14 protein-coding genes and 1 tRNA gene are annotated in these 14,745 nt (G+C 47.0%); all 15 read right to left on the bottom strand.

Annotation, left to right across the window (positions count from 1 at the left end; all coding sequences use genetic code 11):
- The coding region (locus ACWB0I_RS15105) for a GTP-binding protein (RefSeq protein ID WP_479388905.1) at positions 1–154 on the bottom strand (154 nt) is incomplete at its 3' end.
- 29 nt (positions 155–183) lie between these two features.
- Complete coding sequence (fusA, locus tag ACWB0I_RS15100) at positions 184–2,265, bottom strand: elongation factor G (RefSeq protein ID WP_479388904.1); 2,082 nt, start codon at positions 2,263–2,265, stop codon at positions 184–186.
- 15 nt (positions 2,266–2,280) lie between these two features.
- Positions 2,281–2,748 (bottom strand): 30S ribosomal protein S7, encoded by a 468-nt coding sequence (rpsG, locus tag ACWB0I_RS15095; protein WP_479388903.1) that lies wholly within the window; start codon positions 2,746–2,748, stop codon positions 2,281–2,283.
- Between the two features lie 20 nt (positions 2,749–2,768).
- Entirely contained in the window at positions 2,769–3,143 is a 375-nt protein-coding gene (gene rpsL, locus ACWB0I_RS15090; RefSeq protein ID WP_479388902.1) for a 30S ribosomal protein S12, read from the bottom strand.
- Positions 3,144–3,204: 61 nt separating this feature from the next.
- Positions 3,205–7,503 (bottom strand): DNA-directed RNA polymerase subunit beta', encoded by a 4,299-nt coding sequence (rpoC, locus tag ACWB0I_RS15085; protein WP_479388901.1) that lies wholly within the window; start codon positions 7,501–7,503, stop codon positions 3,205–3,207.
- A gap of 130 nt (positions 7,504–7,633) precedes the next feature.
- A complete protein-coding gene (gene rpoB / locus ACWB0I_RS15080; RefSeq protein WP_479388900.1) occupies positions 7,634–11,410 on the bottom strand; it encodes a DNA-directed RNA polymerase subunit beta in 3,777 nt (1,258 codons plus the stop codon).
- Positions 11,411–11,443: 33 nt separating this feature from the next.
- A complete protein-coding gene (rplL, locus tag ACWB0I_RS15075) occupies positions 11,444–11,830 on the bottom strand; it encodes a 50S ribosomal protein L7/L12 (protein ID WP_479388899.1) in 387 nt (128 codons plus the stop codon).
- Between the two features lie 27 nt (positions 11,831–11,857).
- Positions 11,858–12,379, bottom strand: coding sequence for a 50S ribosomal protein L10 (gene rplJ, locus ACWB0I_RS15070; RefSeq protein WP_479388898.1), 522 nt, complete (start codon positions 12,377–12,379; stop codon positions 11,858–11,860).
- Between the two features lie 19 nt (positions 12,380–12,398).
- A complete protein-coding gene (gene rplA, locus ACWB0I_RS15065; protein ID WP_479388897.1) occupies positions 12,399–13,097 on the bottom strand; it encodes a 50S ribosomal protein L1 in 699 nt (232 codons plus the stop codon).
- Positions 13,098–13,125: 28 nt separating this feature from the next.
- A complete protein-coding gene (rplK, locus tag ACWB0I_RS15060; protein ID WP_479388896.1) occupies positions 13,126–13,548 on the bottom strand; it encodes a 50S ribosomal protein L11 in 423 nt (140 codons plus the stop codon).
- A 28-nt stretch (positions 13,549–13,576) separates the two neighbouring features.
- Positions 13,577–14,122 carry a transcription termination/antitermination protein NusG gene (gene nusG, locus ACWB0I_RS15055; protein ID WP_479388895.1) on the bottom strand — a complete coding sequence of 182 codons (546 nt, stop codon included), beginning with the start codon at positions 14,120–14,122 and terminating at the stop codon, positions 13,577–13,579.
- A gap of 22 nt (positions 14,123–14,144) precedes the next feature.
- Positions 14,145–14,327, bottom strand: a complete 183-nt coding sequence (gene secE / locus ACWB0I_RS15050) for a preprotein translocase subunit SecE (RefSeq protein ID WP_479388894.1) — start codon at positions 14,325–14,327, stop codon at positions 14,145–14,147.
- A 36-nt stretch (positions 14,328–14,363) separates the two neighbouring features.
- A tRNA-Trp gene (locus ACWB0I_RS15045) sits at positions 14,364–14,437 on the bottom strand.
- Between the two features lie 14 nt (positions 14,438–14,451).
- The gene (gene rpmG / locus ACWB0I_RS15040) at positions 14,452–14,601 is read right to left on the bottom strand and encodes a 50S ribosomal protein L33 (protein ID WP_479388893.1); all 150 of its coding nucleotides are present in this window, start codon (positions 14,599–14,601) and stop codon (positions 14,452–14,454) included.
- 16 nt (positions 14,602–14,617) lie between these two features.
- A partial coding sequence (locus tag ACWB0I_RS15035) for an EF-Tu C-terminal domain-related protein (RefSeq protein ID WP_479388301.1) occupies positions 14,618–14,745 on the bottom strand: 128 nt, incomplete at its 5' end.

Below are 14,745 nucleotides of genomic sequence, written 5' to 3'. Positions count from 1 at the left end.
TGTCAATACTATCAAAACTGCGAAACTGGGCCTGACCCTTTTTAGCCAGAGCCTGAGTAATGGCTGCTGTTAATGTGGTTTTCCCATGATCCACGTGACCAATCGTACCAACATTGACATGCGGCTTTTTGCGTTCAAATTTCTCTTTTGCCATTTTTGCCTCCAGAAAATACTTTCAATTTCTTATTTACCACCCTTTTCAATGATTTCTTTTGCAACCTGATCCGGCACCTGCTCATAGTGAGAAAACTGCATGGTGTAGATCGCCCGTCCCTGTGTAATGGAACGCAACTGGGTGGCATAACCAAACATCTCTGACAGGGGAACCACACCAGTCACTACCTGAGCATCTTTTCTCGGTAGGATCCCCGAAATTCTTCCCCTTCGCGAATTCAAATCGCCAATAACATCACCCAAATACTCTTCAGGCACAACGATTTCGATATTAAAAATGGGTTCCAGTAAAACGGGATTTGCTTTTTTAGCGCCTTCCTGAAAAGCCATGGAACCGGCTATCTTAAAAGCCATTTCACTGGAATCGACTTCGTGATAAGAACCGTCGAACAAGCGAACTTTGACATCTTCCACCGGATAACCGGCAATTACGCCATTTTTCATGGCGTCTTCGATACCGGCTTTCACAGCAGGAATGAATTCCCTGGGGATCACCCCGCCAACAATAGCGTCAACAAACTCAAAGCCTTTACCCGGTTCGTTGGGTTCCATCTCAATTTTCACATGGCCATATTGTCCGCGACCGCCGGACTGACGAATGAATTTGCCTTCCGCTTCAACCTTTTTGGTAATCGTCTCTTTGTAAGCCACCTGTGGCTGCCCGATATTGGCGCCCACTTTAAATTCACGCAATAAACGATCAATAATGATTTCCAGGTGGAGCTCTCCCATTCCGCTAATGATGGTTTGACCGGTTTCCTCATCCGTGCGGATGCGGAAGGTCGGGTCTTCGTCGCTCAGCTTGGCCAACGATTGGCTCAACTTATCCTGATCGGCTTTGGTTTTAGGCTCTACAGCCACCGAGATCACCGGTTCAGGAAAATGCATGCTTTCCAGCAAGATCGGATGTTTCGGATCAGCCAGGGTATCTCCGGTTTTGGTATTCTTCAAACCCACAATGGCTACAATATCACCGGAGCGCGCGGTTTCAATATCTTCCCGATGGTTGGCATGCATCCGCAGAATGCGCGCAACACGCTCTTTTTTATCGGCATTTACATTCTGAACATACGAACCGCTGTTCAATTCGCCGGAATACACACGCACATAGGTAAGGCGGCCCACATAGGGGTCTGTCTGTATTTTAAAGGCCAGCGCAGAAAACGGCGCCTGGTCCAGGGGTTTTCTTTTGAGCTCTTCACCGGTTCGCGGATTGGTGCCGGTAATTTCACCTTTATCCAGAGGAGAGGGCAGGTAATCGACAATGGCGTCCATTAAACGCTGCACCCCTTTATTCTTAAAAGCCGAACCGCACAACACCGGATGAATTTTTCCATCAATGGTCGCCTTGCGAATGGCGGCTTTGAGCTCTTCAACCGAAATTTCTTCGCCATCCAGGTATTTGACCATCAACTCTTCATCGTAATCGGCCACCGATTCCAGAATATTGGTATGGTACTCGTTGGCCTGCTCGATTAAATCCTTGGGAATCTCCGCTTCGTCGTACAAGCGTCCCAGCGAACTTTCATTGTAAAGGATGGCTTTCATCTCAACCAGATCCACCAGTCCGGTGAACATTTCACCGGAACCGATCGGAATGTGTATTGGCAAGGGATTTGCGCCAAGGCGTTTGCGCATCATTTCCACCACATTGTAGAAATCAGCGCCCACGCGATCCATCTTATTAACAAAGGCAATGCGCGGTACATTGTATTTATCGGCCTGACGCCATACCGTTTCGGACTGTGGCTCTACCCCGCCTACCGCACAAAATAGAGCTACAGCGCCATCCAACACGCGCAAAGAGCGCTCAACCTCTACTGTAAAGTCAACATGACCCGGCGTGTCGATGATGTTGATTTCTGCATCACGCCATTTTACCGTGGTAGCCGCAGAAGTAATGGTAATACCCCGCTCTTTTTCCTGCTCCATCCAATCCATGGTGGCCGCTCCATCGTGCACCTCGCCAATCCGATGCGTCCTGCCCGAATAGAATAGAATACGCTCGGTGGTGGTTGTTTTGCCGGCGTCGATGTGCGCCATAATCCCGATGTTCCGAATTTTAGATTTATCAAAAACCTTCTTAGCCATTTCTGCTTACTACTCCTACCACCTGAAATGAGCGAATGCCTTGTTCGCTTCAGCCATCTTATGTGTGTCTTCCCGTTTTTTAACCGAGGCGCCTTCACCTTTGTAAGCGGCCATCAATTCGTTAGCCAGCTTTTCAGCCATGGTGCGTTCGTTACGCGATCTGGAATAATTGATTAACCAGCGAATAGCCAGCGCCTGCCGACGATCGGCACGCACTTCAACCGGCACCTGATAGGTGGCACCGCCCACACGGCGCGACTTCACCTCTAAAATAGGGGCCACATTTTCCATGGCCTGTTTAAAAACTTCCAGGGGATCTTTTTTCATTCTCTTCTCAATCAGATCCATGGCCTGATAAAAGGTCTTTTCGGCCACACTTTTTTTACCGTCTAACATCAAATTGTTAATGAATTTTGCAACAACGATATCTTTGTATTTCGGATCTGGTAAAATTTTTCTTTTTGGTGGTCTTCTTCTACGCATTTTTTCTCCAAACCAACCTGTTAATTTTTCGGTCTTTTAGTACCATACTTCGAACGTCCCTGCTTGCGGTCTTCCACGCCACTGGCATCCAGCGTGCCACGCACAATATGATAGCGCACACCAGGCAAGTCCTTAACACGACCGCCGCGAATCAGAACAATCGAGTGCTCCTGCAAATTGTGCCCCTCGCCGGGGATATATGCTGTAACCTCAAAACCATTTGTTAACCGTACACGAGCCACTTTCCGCAAGGCCGAATTCGGCTTTTTGGGTGTCGTGGTGTACACACGCGTACATACGCCTCGTCTTTGTGGACAACCGGTCAGTGCCGGAGCTTTCGTCTTTTTTTCAACTACTTTACGTCCCTTGCGAACCAATTGATTGATCGTTGGCAAGATTTCCTCCAAAAAAAGTTACAGACTCTTAATTTAATATTAATTCAATTTCAGTGCAAAATTATTTTTCGATTTTCTGCTGATCCTTTACGTCTTTTTCGGAATCCGTTTCCGGGACCTCAGTTGCCGAACTTTCCTGCTCCTGTTCCGCCGCCGGCTCTTCGGCCTCTTTCGGCTCTTCCTCTTCTATTTCCACTTCAATTAAGGCATTGTCGTACTGGCGCATTCCAGTTCCGGCGGGAATCAGGTGTCCCAGAATCACATTCTCCTTCAAGCCGATCAATTCGTCTTCTTTTCCGGCAATAGCCGCATCGGTCAACACCTGCGTGGTTTCCTGGAACGAAGCTGCCGAGATAAAACTCTTGGTAGTTAAAGCCGCCTGCGTAATTCCCAACAACATAGGCGTAAAGGTGGCCGGTTTGGCCTTACGGAATTTAACCGGTTTCTTCTTGGCCTTTTTCAGGTCTTTATTGATCAATTCAACGGTCTTTTTATCCGTAATCGAACCCTCACGGAACAGGCTATCTCCAGGATCGGTTACCACCAGCTTGTTGGCAATCTTGGCATTTTCTTCAAAGAAATCGCTCTTGTAAACCTGATCGCCTGGCAAAAAGTTGGTATCGCCTGGGTCTTCCACTTTAACCTTCTTTAACATCTGGCGCACAATAATACCGATGTGTTTGTCGTTGATCTTAACGCCCTGCAGACGATAGACTTCCTGAATCTCATTAACCAGATATTCCTGAACTTTTGCCGGGCCCTGAATATGCAGGATGTCTTCCGGTGCAATGGCGCCGTCGGTCAATCGTTCACCAGCACGCACAAAATCATTTTCATGAACCAGAATGTGCATTCCGTGCGGTACGGAATATTTTTTGGTTTCCAGATCCGATTCCACCACAATTTCCCGAATACCTCGTTTGATGGGGCCGAATTTGACGTAACCGTCGATTTCGCTGACAATGGCGCGATCTTTCGGTGTACGCGCTTCGAACAATTCGGCAACGCGCGGTAAACCACCAGTGATGTCGCGTGTTTTTCCAATTTCACGCGGTATTTTCACCAGAATATCACCGGCGTGCACCATATCGCCATTGTTGACCTGCAAAAAGCCCTTAACCGGTACAAAGTACTGGTTTAACTTTTCGCCTTTTTCGTCAACAATCAAAATGTGCGGCGTCAGGTTTTTATTTTTGGATTCCACCACCACGCGCTGTTTACGCCCGGTCTGCTCATCCAGTTCTTCGCGATAGGTGATATTTTCCAGCAGATCCTGGAATTGGACCTTGCCGCTGGTTTCAGTGATGATAACCGAGGAAAATGGATCGGTTATGAACAGAATGTCGCCCCGCTTAACATCTTGCTCATCCTGTACCTTCAGTTTGGAGCCGTAAGGCACATTGTAGGTAGCAATGGTACGGTCATCGCTGTCCAAAATCTCGATTTTCCCATTGCGACCGGTAATGATCGGTTCTTCTTCTTTGTTAATGACGAAGCGAATATTGGTAAATTTAACCTTACCATCCACCTTTGCGGTGATGTCCGATTCAGAAGCAATACGAGCTGCCGTACCGCCAAGGTGAAAGGTACGCAGGGTTAACTGCGTGCCCGGTTCACCAATACTTTGCGCGGCCATCACACCAACCGCTTCGCCCACATCCACCAGTTCTCCGGTGGCCATGTTACGCCCATAGCACATGGCGCACACGCCCTGTTTCGATTCACAGGTCAATTCTGTGCGCACTTTAATCACATTAATAGACGAATTGTTTATTTTCTCAGCAATGGCTTCATCAATCAGATCACCGCGTTTACAGATCAACTCTTCGGTTACGCGATCGACCACATCCTCTGCGGCCACACGCCCCAGAACACGATCGGCCAGGGGTTCGATGATCTCTTCCCCTTCTTTCAGGTCCGTGATATCCTGTCCTAAAATGGTGCCACAATCATGTTCTGTGACAATCACATCCTGGGCCACATCCACCAGACGACGGGTCAGGTAACCGGCATCGGCCGTTTTAAGAGCCGTATCGGCCAGACCTTTACGGGCGCCGTGGGTGGAGATAAAGTACTCGATCACAGACAGGCCTTCAAAGAAGTTAGCCGTAATCGGGTTTTCGATGATTTCACCCGTTTGACCGGTTAACGATTTTTGCGGTTTGGCCATCAAACCACGCATACCTGCTAACTGGCGAATCTGTTCCTTACTACCACGAGCACCGGAATCGGACATCATGTAAAGCGGATTGAAACCGTTTTTGTCCTGCTGCAGTCGGCGGAACATAGCCTCAGCCACATCGGCCGTTACCTTGGTCCAGATATCGATAATCTGATTGTAGCGCTCACCATCGGTGATGATTCCGTTTTCATACAACATCTGGATTTCGTCGACCTTTTTCTGGGCCATTTCAACAAAGACCTCTTTCTCCGGAGCGACCACAATGTCATCCAGACCGATGGAAGCCCCAGATCGGGTGGCATAGGTGAAGCCCAGATTTTTCAAATCGTCCAGAAATCTGGCTGTCACTTCATTACCCAATTTGCGGTAGCAGATACTAATAATGTTGGACAAAGTCTTTTTAGAAAGCAGTTCATTGACAAAGCCAATTCCTTCCGGCACAATCTTATTGAAGATAATACGGCCAATCGTTGTGTCTATTAGTTCACCGTTAACGCGTACTTTAACAGCGGCATGTAAACCGACTTTTCCATTGTCATAAGCAATGGTGGCCTCTTCTAATGAAGAGAAGACCATGCCTTCACCGCGGCTATTCGGTAGGCGCTTGGTTAAATAGTAGCAGCCCAGAACGATGTCCTGACTGGGAACGGCAATGGGCACGCCACTGGAAGGCGACAGAATATTGTGACTGGACAACATCAATAGTTTGGTTTCCACCTGCGCCTCATAAGAAAGTGGAATGTGAACAGCCATCTGGTCGCCGTCAAAGTCAGCGTTAAAAGCCGCGCAAACCAGAGGATGGATCTGAATAGCTTTCCCTTCAATCAAAACCGGCTGGAAAGCCTGAATCCCAAGGCGGTGCAATGTTGGCGCGCGGTTTAGCATAACGGGATGGTCGTCAATGATCTCTTCCAAAATATCCCAGACTTCCGGGCCTTTGCGTTCCACCAGTTTTTTTGCGCTCTTTACGGTTTTAACAAACCGACGTTCTACCAGCTTGCGAATAATAAAGGGTTTAAACAGCTCAATGGCCATTTCTTTGGGCAATCCGCACTCGTGCAATTTTAACTCAGGGCCAACCACAATCACCGAACGCCCGGAATAATCGACACGTTTACCAAGCAGATTCTGGCGGAAGCGTCCCTGTTTACCTTTCAACATGTCCGAGAGCGATTTTAAAGGACGGTCGCCATCCGAACGCATGGCCGTTGTCCGCTTTGAATTATCAAACAAGGAATCGACCGCCTCCTGCAGCATGCGTTTTTCGTTACGCAAGATCACTTCCGGAGCGCGGATTTCCAGCAGCTTTTTCAAACGATTGTTACGAATAATCACCCGTCGATACAGATCGTTCAAATCACTGGTGGCAAAACGCCCGCCTTCCAGCGGGACCAGGGGACGCAATTCAGGCGGAATTACGGGAATCACATCCAGCACCATCCATTCCGGCTTATTACGATATTCCAGATTCTTCTCGCGCATGCGGAAGGCTTCGACCACCTTCAGACGTTTCAAAGCATCGGTCTTTTTCTGTTCAGAAACATCGGAACGGATAATTTTACGCAACTCCAGAGCCAGCTCTTCCACATTGATCATCTTTAACAGATGATGGATGGCTTCGCCGCCGATTTTGGCCACAAATTTATTGGGATCGTCATCGGCCAGCTCTTCATTCAGTTCTCCGTGCTCATCCAGCTGGTCAAAGTACTCTTCTTCGGTAATCAACTGTTTAAATTTAAAATTACTCTTGCCCGGATTGATGACAATGTAATTTTCGTAATAGATGACCTTTTCCAGGTCTTTGGGCGACATATCTAACAAATAACCGATTTTAGAAGGCAACGATTTATAAAACCAGATATGGACTACAGGAACCGCCAGGGAGATATGCCCCATTCGTTCACGACGAACTTTTTTCTGCGTGACTTCCACACCGCATCGGTCGCAAATAATGCCTTTGTACCGAATGCGTTTGTATTTTCCGCAATGGCATTCCCAGTCCTTAACTGGACCAAAAATCTTTTCGCAAAAAAGTCCATCTTTTTCCGGTTTAAACGACCGATAGTTGATCGTCTCCGGTTTAGTCACCTCGCCGTACGATTGTTCCAGAATATCGTTTGGCGAAGCCAGACTAATAATGATCTTATTGAACTTATTTGGACCTCTACGAATGTTCAAATTAACACTCCTATTCTAAATTACTCTTTGGCCTAAGCCTTTTGCTTAAAACCCGATGGTTAAAAAGCAAACAAAAGCCCCTCATCCCACTCAGGGCAAGATGAGAGGCAAAATCTACGATCGATTTTGTTTATTCCAAACGGACTTTTAACGCCAGTCCTTGCAATTCGCGCACAAGCACATTAAAGGATTCGGGCACACCCGGATCGGGCAGGTTTTCTCCTTTAACAATAGCCTCGTAAGTTTTGGAGCGCCCGGTCACATCATCACTCTTAACGGTCAGAATCTCCTGCAGGGTGTAGGCGGCTCCGTAGGCTTCCAGTGCCCACACTTCCATTTCACCAAAGCGCTGACCGCCAAACTGAGCTTTTCCACCCAGGGGCTGTTGCGTGATCAGCGAGTAAGGCCCGATGGAGCGGGCATGGATTTTGTCGTCTACCAGATGGCTGAGCTTGAGCATGTAAATTTGCCCGACTGTAACCGGCTGATCAAATTTTTCGCCTGTGCGTCCATCGATCAGCTCTACTTTGCCCGATTTAGGCAGACCGGCTTTTTCCATCTCTTCTAAAATTTCATCGTAGGTAGCGCCGTCGAAAACGGGAGTCGCATATTTCTTACCCAGTTTGTAACCGGCCCAACCCAATGTTGTTTCAAAAATTTGTCCTAAATTCATACGCGATGGCACACCTAATGGATTCAAAACGATATCCACCGGCGTTCCGTCTTCCAGAAACGGCATGTCTTCCATGGGAACGATTTTAGAAATCACGCCCTTGTTTCCATGGCGTCCGGCCATTTTATCGCCAACCGACAATTTACGTTTTTCAGCAACGTAAACCTTGGCCAGCTGGGTGATGCCCGGCGGCAATTCATCGCCAACAACCAGTTTGTGCTTTTCGCGCTTTACGTCGTTGTCAATGTCCTGCAATACCTTGCGGTAGTCAGAATACAATTCGCGAACAAAGGTATTCTTCGGATCCTCTTCGAACCAGGTGCTATTGATATCCAGACTTTTGACATCCAGTTTATTAAAGGAATTTTCCGTAATTTTGGCTTTAGGTTTAATAGCTTGCTTGCCATCCACGTAGCGGATGCCGACCGTTGTCATGCCTTTAAAGTGTTCGCCCAGGCGCTGCGCCAGCTTCTTCTCCACCGCTTTTTTCTTCTTTTCTGCAGCCTGTTCAATTTTTTCGATCAGTTTCTTTTCTTCTTTTTTGTCCTGCGAACTCTTCTTTTTGCGGGAGAACAAACGCGTGGCCACAACGACGCCATGCATTCCCGGAGGGGCCTTTAAGCTGGCGTCTTTCACGTCGCCGGCCTTGTTACCAAAAATGGCTTTCAGCAGTTTTTCTTCCGGGGTCGGATCGGTTTCACCTTTGGGCGTCACTTTACCAATCAGGATGTCATTGGCTTTAACCTCGGCGCCGACGCGAACAATGCCATTTTCATCCAGGTTTTTGGTCATTTCTTCGCTTACATTGGGAATTTCGCGGGTCAGTTCTTCTTCGCCGCGCTTGGTATCCCGCACCTGTAATTCAAACTCCTGAATGTGGATCGAGGTGTACACATCATCGCGCACAATGCGGTCGCTGATGATGATGGCATCTTCAAAGTTGTAACCATGCCAGGGCATAAAGGCCACCAGCACATTGCGTCCCAACGCCAGCTCGCCCTGATCCGTAGCGCAGCCATCCGCCAGAATGTCGCCTTTTTTAACCTTCTGCCCCACTTCCACCAGCGGTCTTTGATTGATCACCGTATCCTGGTTGGTTCGGATAAATTTCAATAATTTGTATTCTTTACGATCACTTAAGTCTAACAGGCGTTCTTTACCCGTTTTAGGTTGTGGCGGTTTGTCCATTTTGACGACAATTTTCTCGGCGTCAACATATTCAACCACGCCGTCTTCTTCAGCAATTACCAGGGTACCGGAATCGCGAGCCACTTTGGATTCCATGCCTGTACCGACAATCGGCGCCTCAGGCACCAACAGAGGAACGGCCTGACGTTGCATGTTGGAGCCCATCAAGGCGCGGTTGGCATCATCGTGCTCCAGAAAGGGAATCAGTGAAGCAGCGGGCGATACGATCTGATTGGTGGCCACGTCCATGTATTCCACTTCTTCCGGTGAAACCACAGGGAAATCGCCTTTTTTACGCGCTTTAATCCGGTCGTTTAAAAAATTACCTTTGTCGTCAATGGGTGCGTTCACCTGAGCAATGGTGTAACTATCTTCTTCGGTCGCCGAGAGATACTCGATCTTATTGGTTACGCGGCCCTTTTCCACCTTGCGGTAAGGGGTTTCAATGAAACCGAAATCATTAATGCGCGCATGCACACACAGCGAAGAGATCAAACCGATATTCGGACCTTCCGGCGTTTCAATCGGACAAAGACGTCCGTAATGCGTGTAATGCACGTCGCGCACCTCAAAACCGGCGCGTTCGCGCGTTAAGCCGCCAGGCCCCAGAGCAGACAGACGCCGTTTGTGCGTCAGTTCAGCCAGGGGATTGGTCTGATCCATGAATTGCGAAAGCTGCGAAGTGCCAAAAAAGGTATTAATCACCGAGGAGATTGTTCTGGCATTCACCAGATCCTGCGGCGTTAATTTTTCGGCATCACCGATATTCATGCGTTCTTTAATGGTGCGCGCCATGCGGGCAAAGCCCACGCTGAATTGTGCAGACAATTGCTCGCCCACGGTACGAACGCGACGGTTACCCAGATGATCGATATCGTCCGAAGGATTGACTCCCAAACGCATGCCAATCAAGTATTTCAAGATAGCAATAATATCTTCACGAGTGAGCACCGTCATATCGTACGGAATATCCAGATTCAGTTTCTTATTAATTCGGTACCGACCAACCGCACCCAGATCGTAACGCTTTTCATTAAAGAACATGCGCTCAATGAGAGCCCGGGCCGTATCAATATCCGGTGGTTCACCGGATCGTAATTGTCTGTAAATGGCTTCAATGGCTTCGGCCTCGGTTTTGGCCGAATCTTTTCGCAGAGTGTTAAGCACCAGATTCGGATTATTGATATCCGAAGGCCGTACGATGCGGATTGTTTTGATGCCTAATTCCAGGCACTGTTCGAGCAATTCCTGGGAAATATCGCGGCCCTGTTCGGCTACCACTTCACCGGTAGAAGTGTCCACCACATCGCTGGCCAACATCTGGCCAATAAGCATGGGGAACTGTTCCAGTTCAACGGGCACCTCCTGGGCTTCACCGAAGGCGTTGACGATCTCTTCGACCGTACTGAATCCGATGGCCCGCAGGAGCATGGTTACCGGGAATTTTTTCTTGCGATCGATGTAAACGAACATGACGTCATTTACATCAGTGGTAAACTCTACCCAGGAACCCCGAAACGGGATAATGCGGGCCGAATAAATCGGCGTGCCATTGGGATGCAGTGTATCCGAAAAGAAAACACCGGGAGAACGGTGTAACTGACTAACAATCACCCGCTCAGCGCCATTAATAATGAAGGTACCCCGGGAGGTCATGTGTGGCATGTTCCCCAGGTACACATCCTGTTCAATAAATTCCGTAAAGTTATCGGTTTCGCCCGTCACGTCTTTTATCGCCAAACGCATCCTGGCCTTTAAAGGAACGGAGTAACTAACTCCACGTTCCTGGCATTCACGTTCACTGTATTTGGGCTTATCCACATAGTATTCCACAAACTGTAATTCATAATTACCCGCACTGTCGCTGATAGGGAAAACACCGTTAAAAACCGCCTGCAAGCCTTTATTTTCGCGCTTATCAGGCGGTACAGTATTTTGCAAAAAATCTTCAAACGATTTTAACTGAATATCTAACAGATTCGGGTATTCAATTACTTGTGGAATTCGCGCAAAAGAGTGACGTTTGTTGTTCTTTTTACCTTTCAAAGGTATTACCTCTTATTTGAAACGTCTCACCAATTATTTAATTTCGACTACGCCACCAACTTCTTCGATCTGCTTTTTAATATCTTCGGCTTCGGCTTTGGAAACGCCCTCTTTGATTGCCTTGGGTGCACTGTCCACCAGTTCCTTGGCTTCTTTGAGTCCCAGGCCGGTAATCGCACGAACCACCTTAATCACCTGAATCTTTTTATCCCCAGCAGAGCTCAGGACCACATCAAATTCAGTTTTTTCTTCTTCTGCTTCGCCAGCGCCAGCCGCAGGTGCAGGACCAGCAGCTACTGCCACAGGAGCAGCGGCGGTTACACCAAACTTCTCTTCAATCTCTTTGATCAACTCGGAGATTTCGAGCATTGATGCTTTTTCGAGATATTCAAGAACGTCACTTCTTGTCACGTCTGCCATCGTTTACCTCCAAATTCAAAATTTAATTTATGCCTCTTGTTTTTTCTCTTTTAAAGACTCTAATAATCCAACAAATTTCTGCAAGGGCGCTTGCAGGGTTGCCGCCAGCTTGGTCATTGGCGCCTGCAGCAAGCCCACAAACTTGGCCAGCAATTCATCTCTGGAGGGCAGGTCGGCCAATTTGATAGCATCTTCCTGACCAAAAACGTGTCCTTCCAGATAGGCTGCTTTCAAGTTCAGAAGTTTTGTCTTTCTATTAAAATCTTTGACTATTTTTACAGGAATAACCGGATCGTCATAGCCGATTACAAAAGATGTAACGCCTCTCAGATACGGATCAAGCCCTTCGATGCCTGCGTTATGCAGAGCAATTTTTGCGATGCGATTTTTCAAAACTTTGTATTCGATGTTTGCTTCGCGAAATTGTTTACGCAAACCGTTAACAGTCTGCACATCAATACCGGTATAGTCCGTCAGATAGATGCCTTTGGCATTTTTAAACTTCTCGGTATATTCTTCTACAATTGCCATTTTTTTTGCTGTTGCCATTTGTCGATCCCTACTTTACTTACTTTGAATACGAAGATGCATTTCGATCGATAAAGATTCCCGGACTCATGGTACTGGAAAGCGCAATCGATTTAAGATAGGTTCCTTTGGCTGCCGCCGGTTTAAGGCGGATAACGGCATTCACAAAGGTTTTAACGTTATCGATGATCTTTTCTTCGTCAAAGGAAACTTTAGCCACCCCGGAATGAACGATCCCGGTCTTATCTACACGGAAGTCGATTTTACCGGCTTTAATTTCCTTGACCGCTTTGGCCACATCCATGGTCACCGTACCACTTTTAGGATTGGGCATCAATCCTCTGGCACCTAAAATTCGTCCCAGGCGCCCCACTTTGCTCATCACGTCCGGCGTAGCTACGGCCACATCAAAATCCAGCCAACCTTTGTTAATCTGCTCGATGTACTCATCCAGCCCGGCGTAATCTGCGCCTGCATCCAGCGCTTCCTGAACTTTTTCGCCTTTGGCAAAGACCAATACGCGAATTTTTTTGCCTGTGCCATGCGGCAAAACCACCGTGCCGCGCACCATTTGATCAGCATGACGAGGGTCAACACCAAGGCGCATGGCCACTTCCACAGTCTCATCAAATTTAGCAGTTGCAACTTCTTTCAAAAGTTTAACGGCTTCTTCCAAACTGTATTCTTTATTTTTGTCAATTTTGGCGATGAGCTCACGGTAACGTTTACTTCGCTTCATTCTTACCCCATCTAAAATTTTTGGACATTTATTCCACTACTATACCCATACTGCGCGCAGTTCCTTCAATCATGCGCATAGCAGATTCAATATCAGAAGCATTCAAATCAGGCATCTTCATTTCTGCAATTTTGCGCACCTGCTCCCTGGTTACCTTGCCCACTTTGTTGAGGTTCGGTTCACCAGAACCCTTTTCTAACTTGGCCTCTTTTAGCAACAGGTCCGAAGCCGGAGGTGTTTTGGTAATAAATGAAAAGGAGCGATCGGCATAAACTGTAATTTCTACCGGAATAATGTAACCGGCTTTATCTTGAGTTTGTGCATTGAAGGCTTTACAAAATTCCATAATATTCACGCCGTGCTGACCAAGTGCCGGGCCAACAGGTGGCGAAGGTTTTGCCTGTCCTGCAGGAATTTGCAATTTTATTTTGCCTGCTACTTTTTTTGCCATAACTGTTCAACCTCTTTAATTATCTCAATTATTTTTCCAGCTCTACTTGCAGAAAATCCAATTCAACCGGTGTCGGCCGACCAAAAATACTGATATTGACCTTCACCTTATTCTTCTCTTCGTTTATCTCTTCAACAAAACCCGTAAAATCATTGAACGGACCATCAATCACCCGAATCGGATCGCCAACTTTAAAAGGCACCGAAACCTTTCCTTTAACTTCGGTCTCTTTACTCTTCTCAATCTTACTTAAAATCGACTTAACCTCAGAATCGCGTAATGGTGTAGGCTGGTTTTTAGGACCTACAAAACTGACAACACCAGGCGCATTCTCAATGATGTGCTTGGTCTGGCTGTCCATCACCATCTCAATAATCATGTAGCCAGGAAAGAACACGCGATTTTTGACGCGCTTTTTCCCGTCCTTCATCTCAATAATGTTCTCTGAGGGGATTATGATGTGGCCGACTTTATCCTTAATGCCCTGCATTTTTATTTCATGCTCAATATGGGCTTTGGCCAATGCTTCCTTACCGGAAAAAACCCTCAGTGCATACCACTTTTTTTCACTCACCTTTACACCAACCTCACCATGCTCAATAAAAGATTTTAACTACCTGGGAGATAAGCAAATCCGCTAAAAAAATGTAAAGCGTAAACAATAAACTAACCACAACCACAATAATGGTGGAATTAACCAACTCCTGATGCGTCGGCCAACTCACCTTACTCATTTCCACTTTCACTTCGTCTAAAAATTTTTTAATCTTTTTAAACATCCTATTTCCCAATTCAGTTAAGTCAAAAAAAATCAGCAGGCGTGGAGGGACTCGAACCCCCAACCCCTGGTTTTGGAGACCAGTGCTCTAGCCAATTGAGCTACACGCCTAGCTGATGAGATTTTTATCTTGTTTCCTTGTGTAACGTACGTGCATTGCAACGTGGACAGTATTTTTTGTATTCAACGCGTCCGCTGTGCTTGCGTTTATTTTTGCTTGTCGTGTAATTACGACTTTTGCATTGCGTACATTCGAGCGTAATAATATCTCTCACGACCTCTAACCTTTAACTATTCAATAATTTCTGTAACAACACCAGCACCTACCGTACGACCGCCCTCACGAATTGCAAAACGCAACTCTTTCTCCAGAGCGATCTCTTTCTGCAATTCTACTTCCATAGTGATGTTATCACCAG

Source organism: Caldithrix sp., assembly GCF_056497305.1.
The sequence above is the reverse complement of the archived record's forward strand: the minus strand, read 5'-3'. Positions and strand labels throughout refer to the sequence as shown.

Coding starts and splice junctions, on each gene's coding strand:
- rpsG (WP_479388903.1), bottom strand. CDS start 2,748: ATGCGTAGAAGAAGACCACCAAAAAGAAAAATTTTACCAGATCCGAAA.
- secE (WP_479388894.1), bottom strand. CDS start 14,327: ATGTTTAAAAAGATTAAAAAATTTTTAGACGAAGTGAAAGTGGAAATG.
- rplJ (WP_479388898.1), bottom strand. CDS start 12,379: ATGGCAACAGCAAAAAAAATGGCAATTGTAGAAGAATATACCGAGAAG.
- rplK (WP_479388896.1), bottom strand. CDS start 13,548: ATGGCAAAAAAAGTAGCAGGCAAAATAAAATTGCAAATTCCTGCAGGA.
- rplA (WP_479388897.1), bottom strand. CDS start 13,097: ATGAAGCGAAGTAAACGTTACCGTGAGCTCATCGCCAAAATTGACAAA.
- rplL (WP_479388899.1), bottom strand. CDS start 11,830: ATGGCAGACGTGACAAGAAGTGACGTTCTTGAATATCTCGAAAAAGCA.
- fusA (WP_479388904.1), bottom strand. CDS start 2,265: ATGGCTAAGAAGGTTTTTGATAAATCTAAAATTCGGAACATCGGGATT.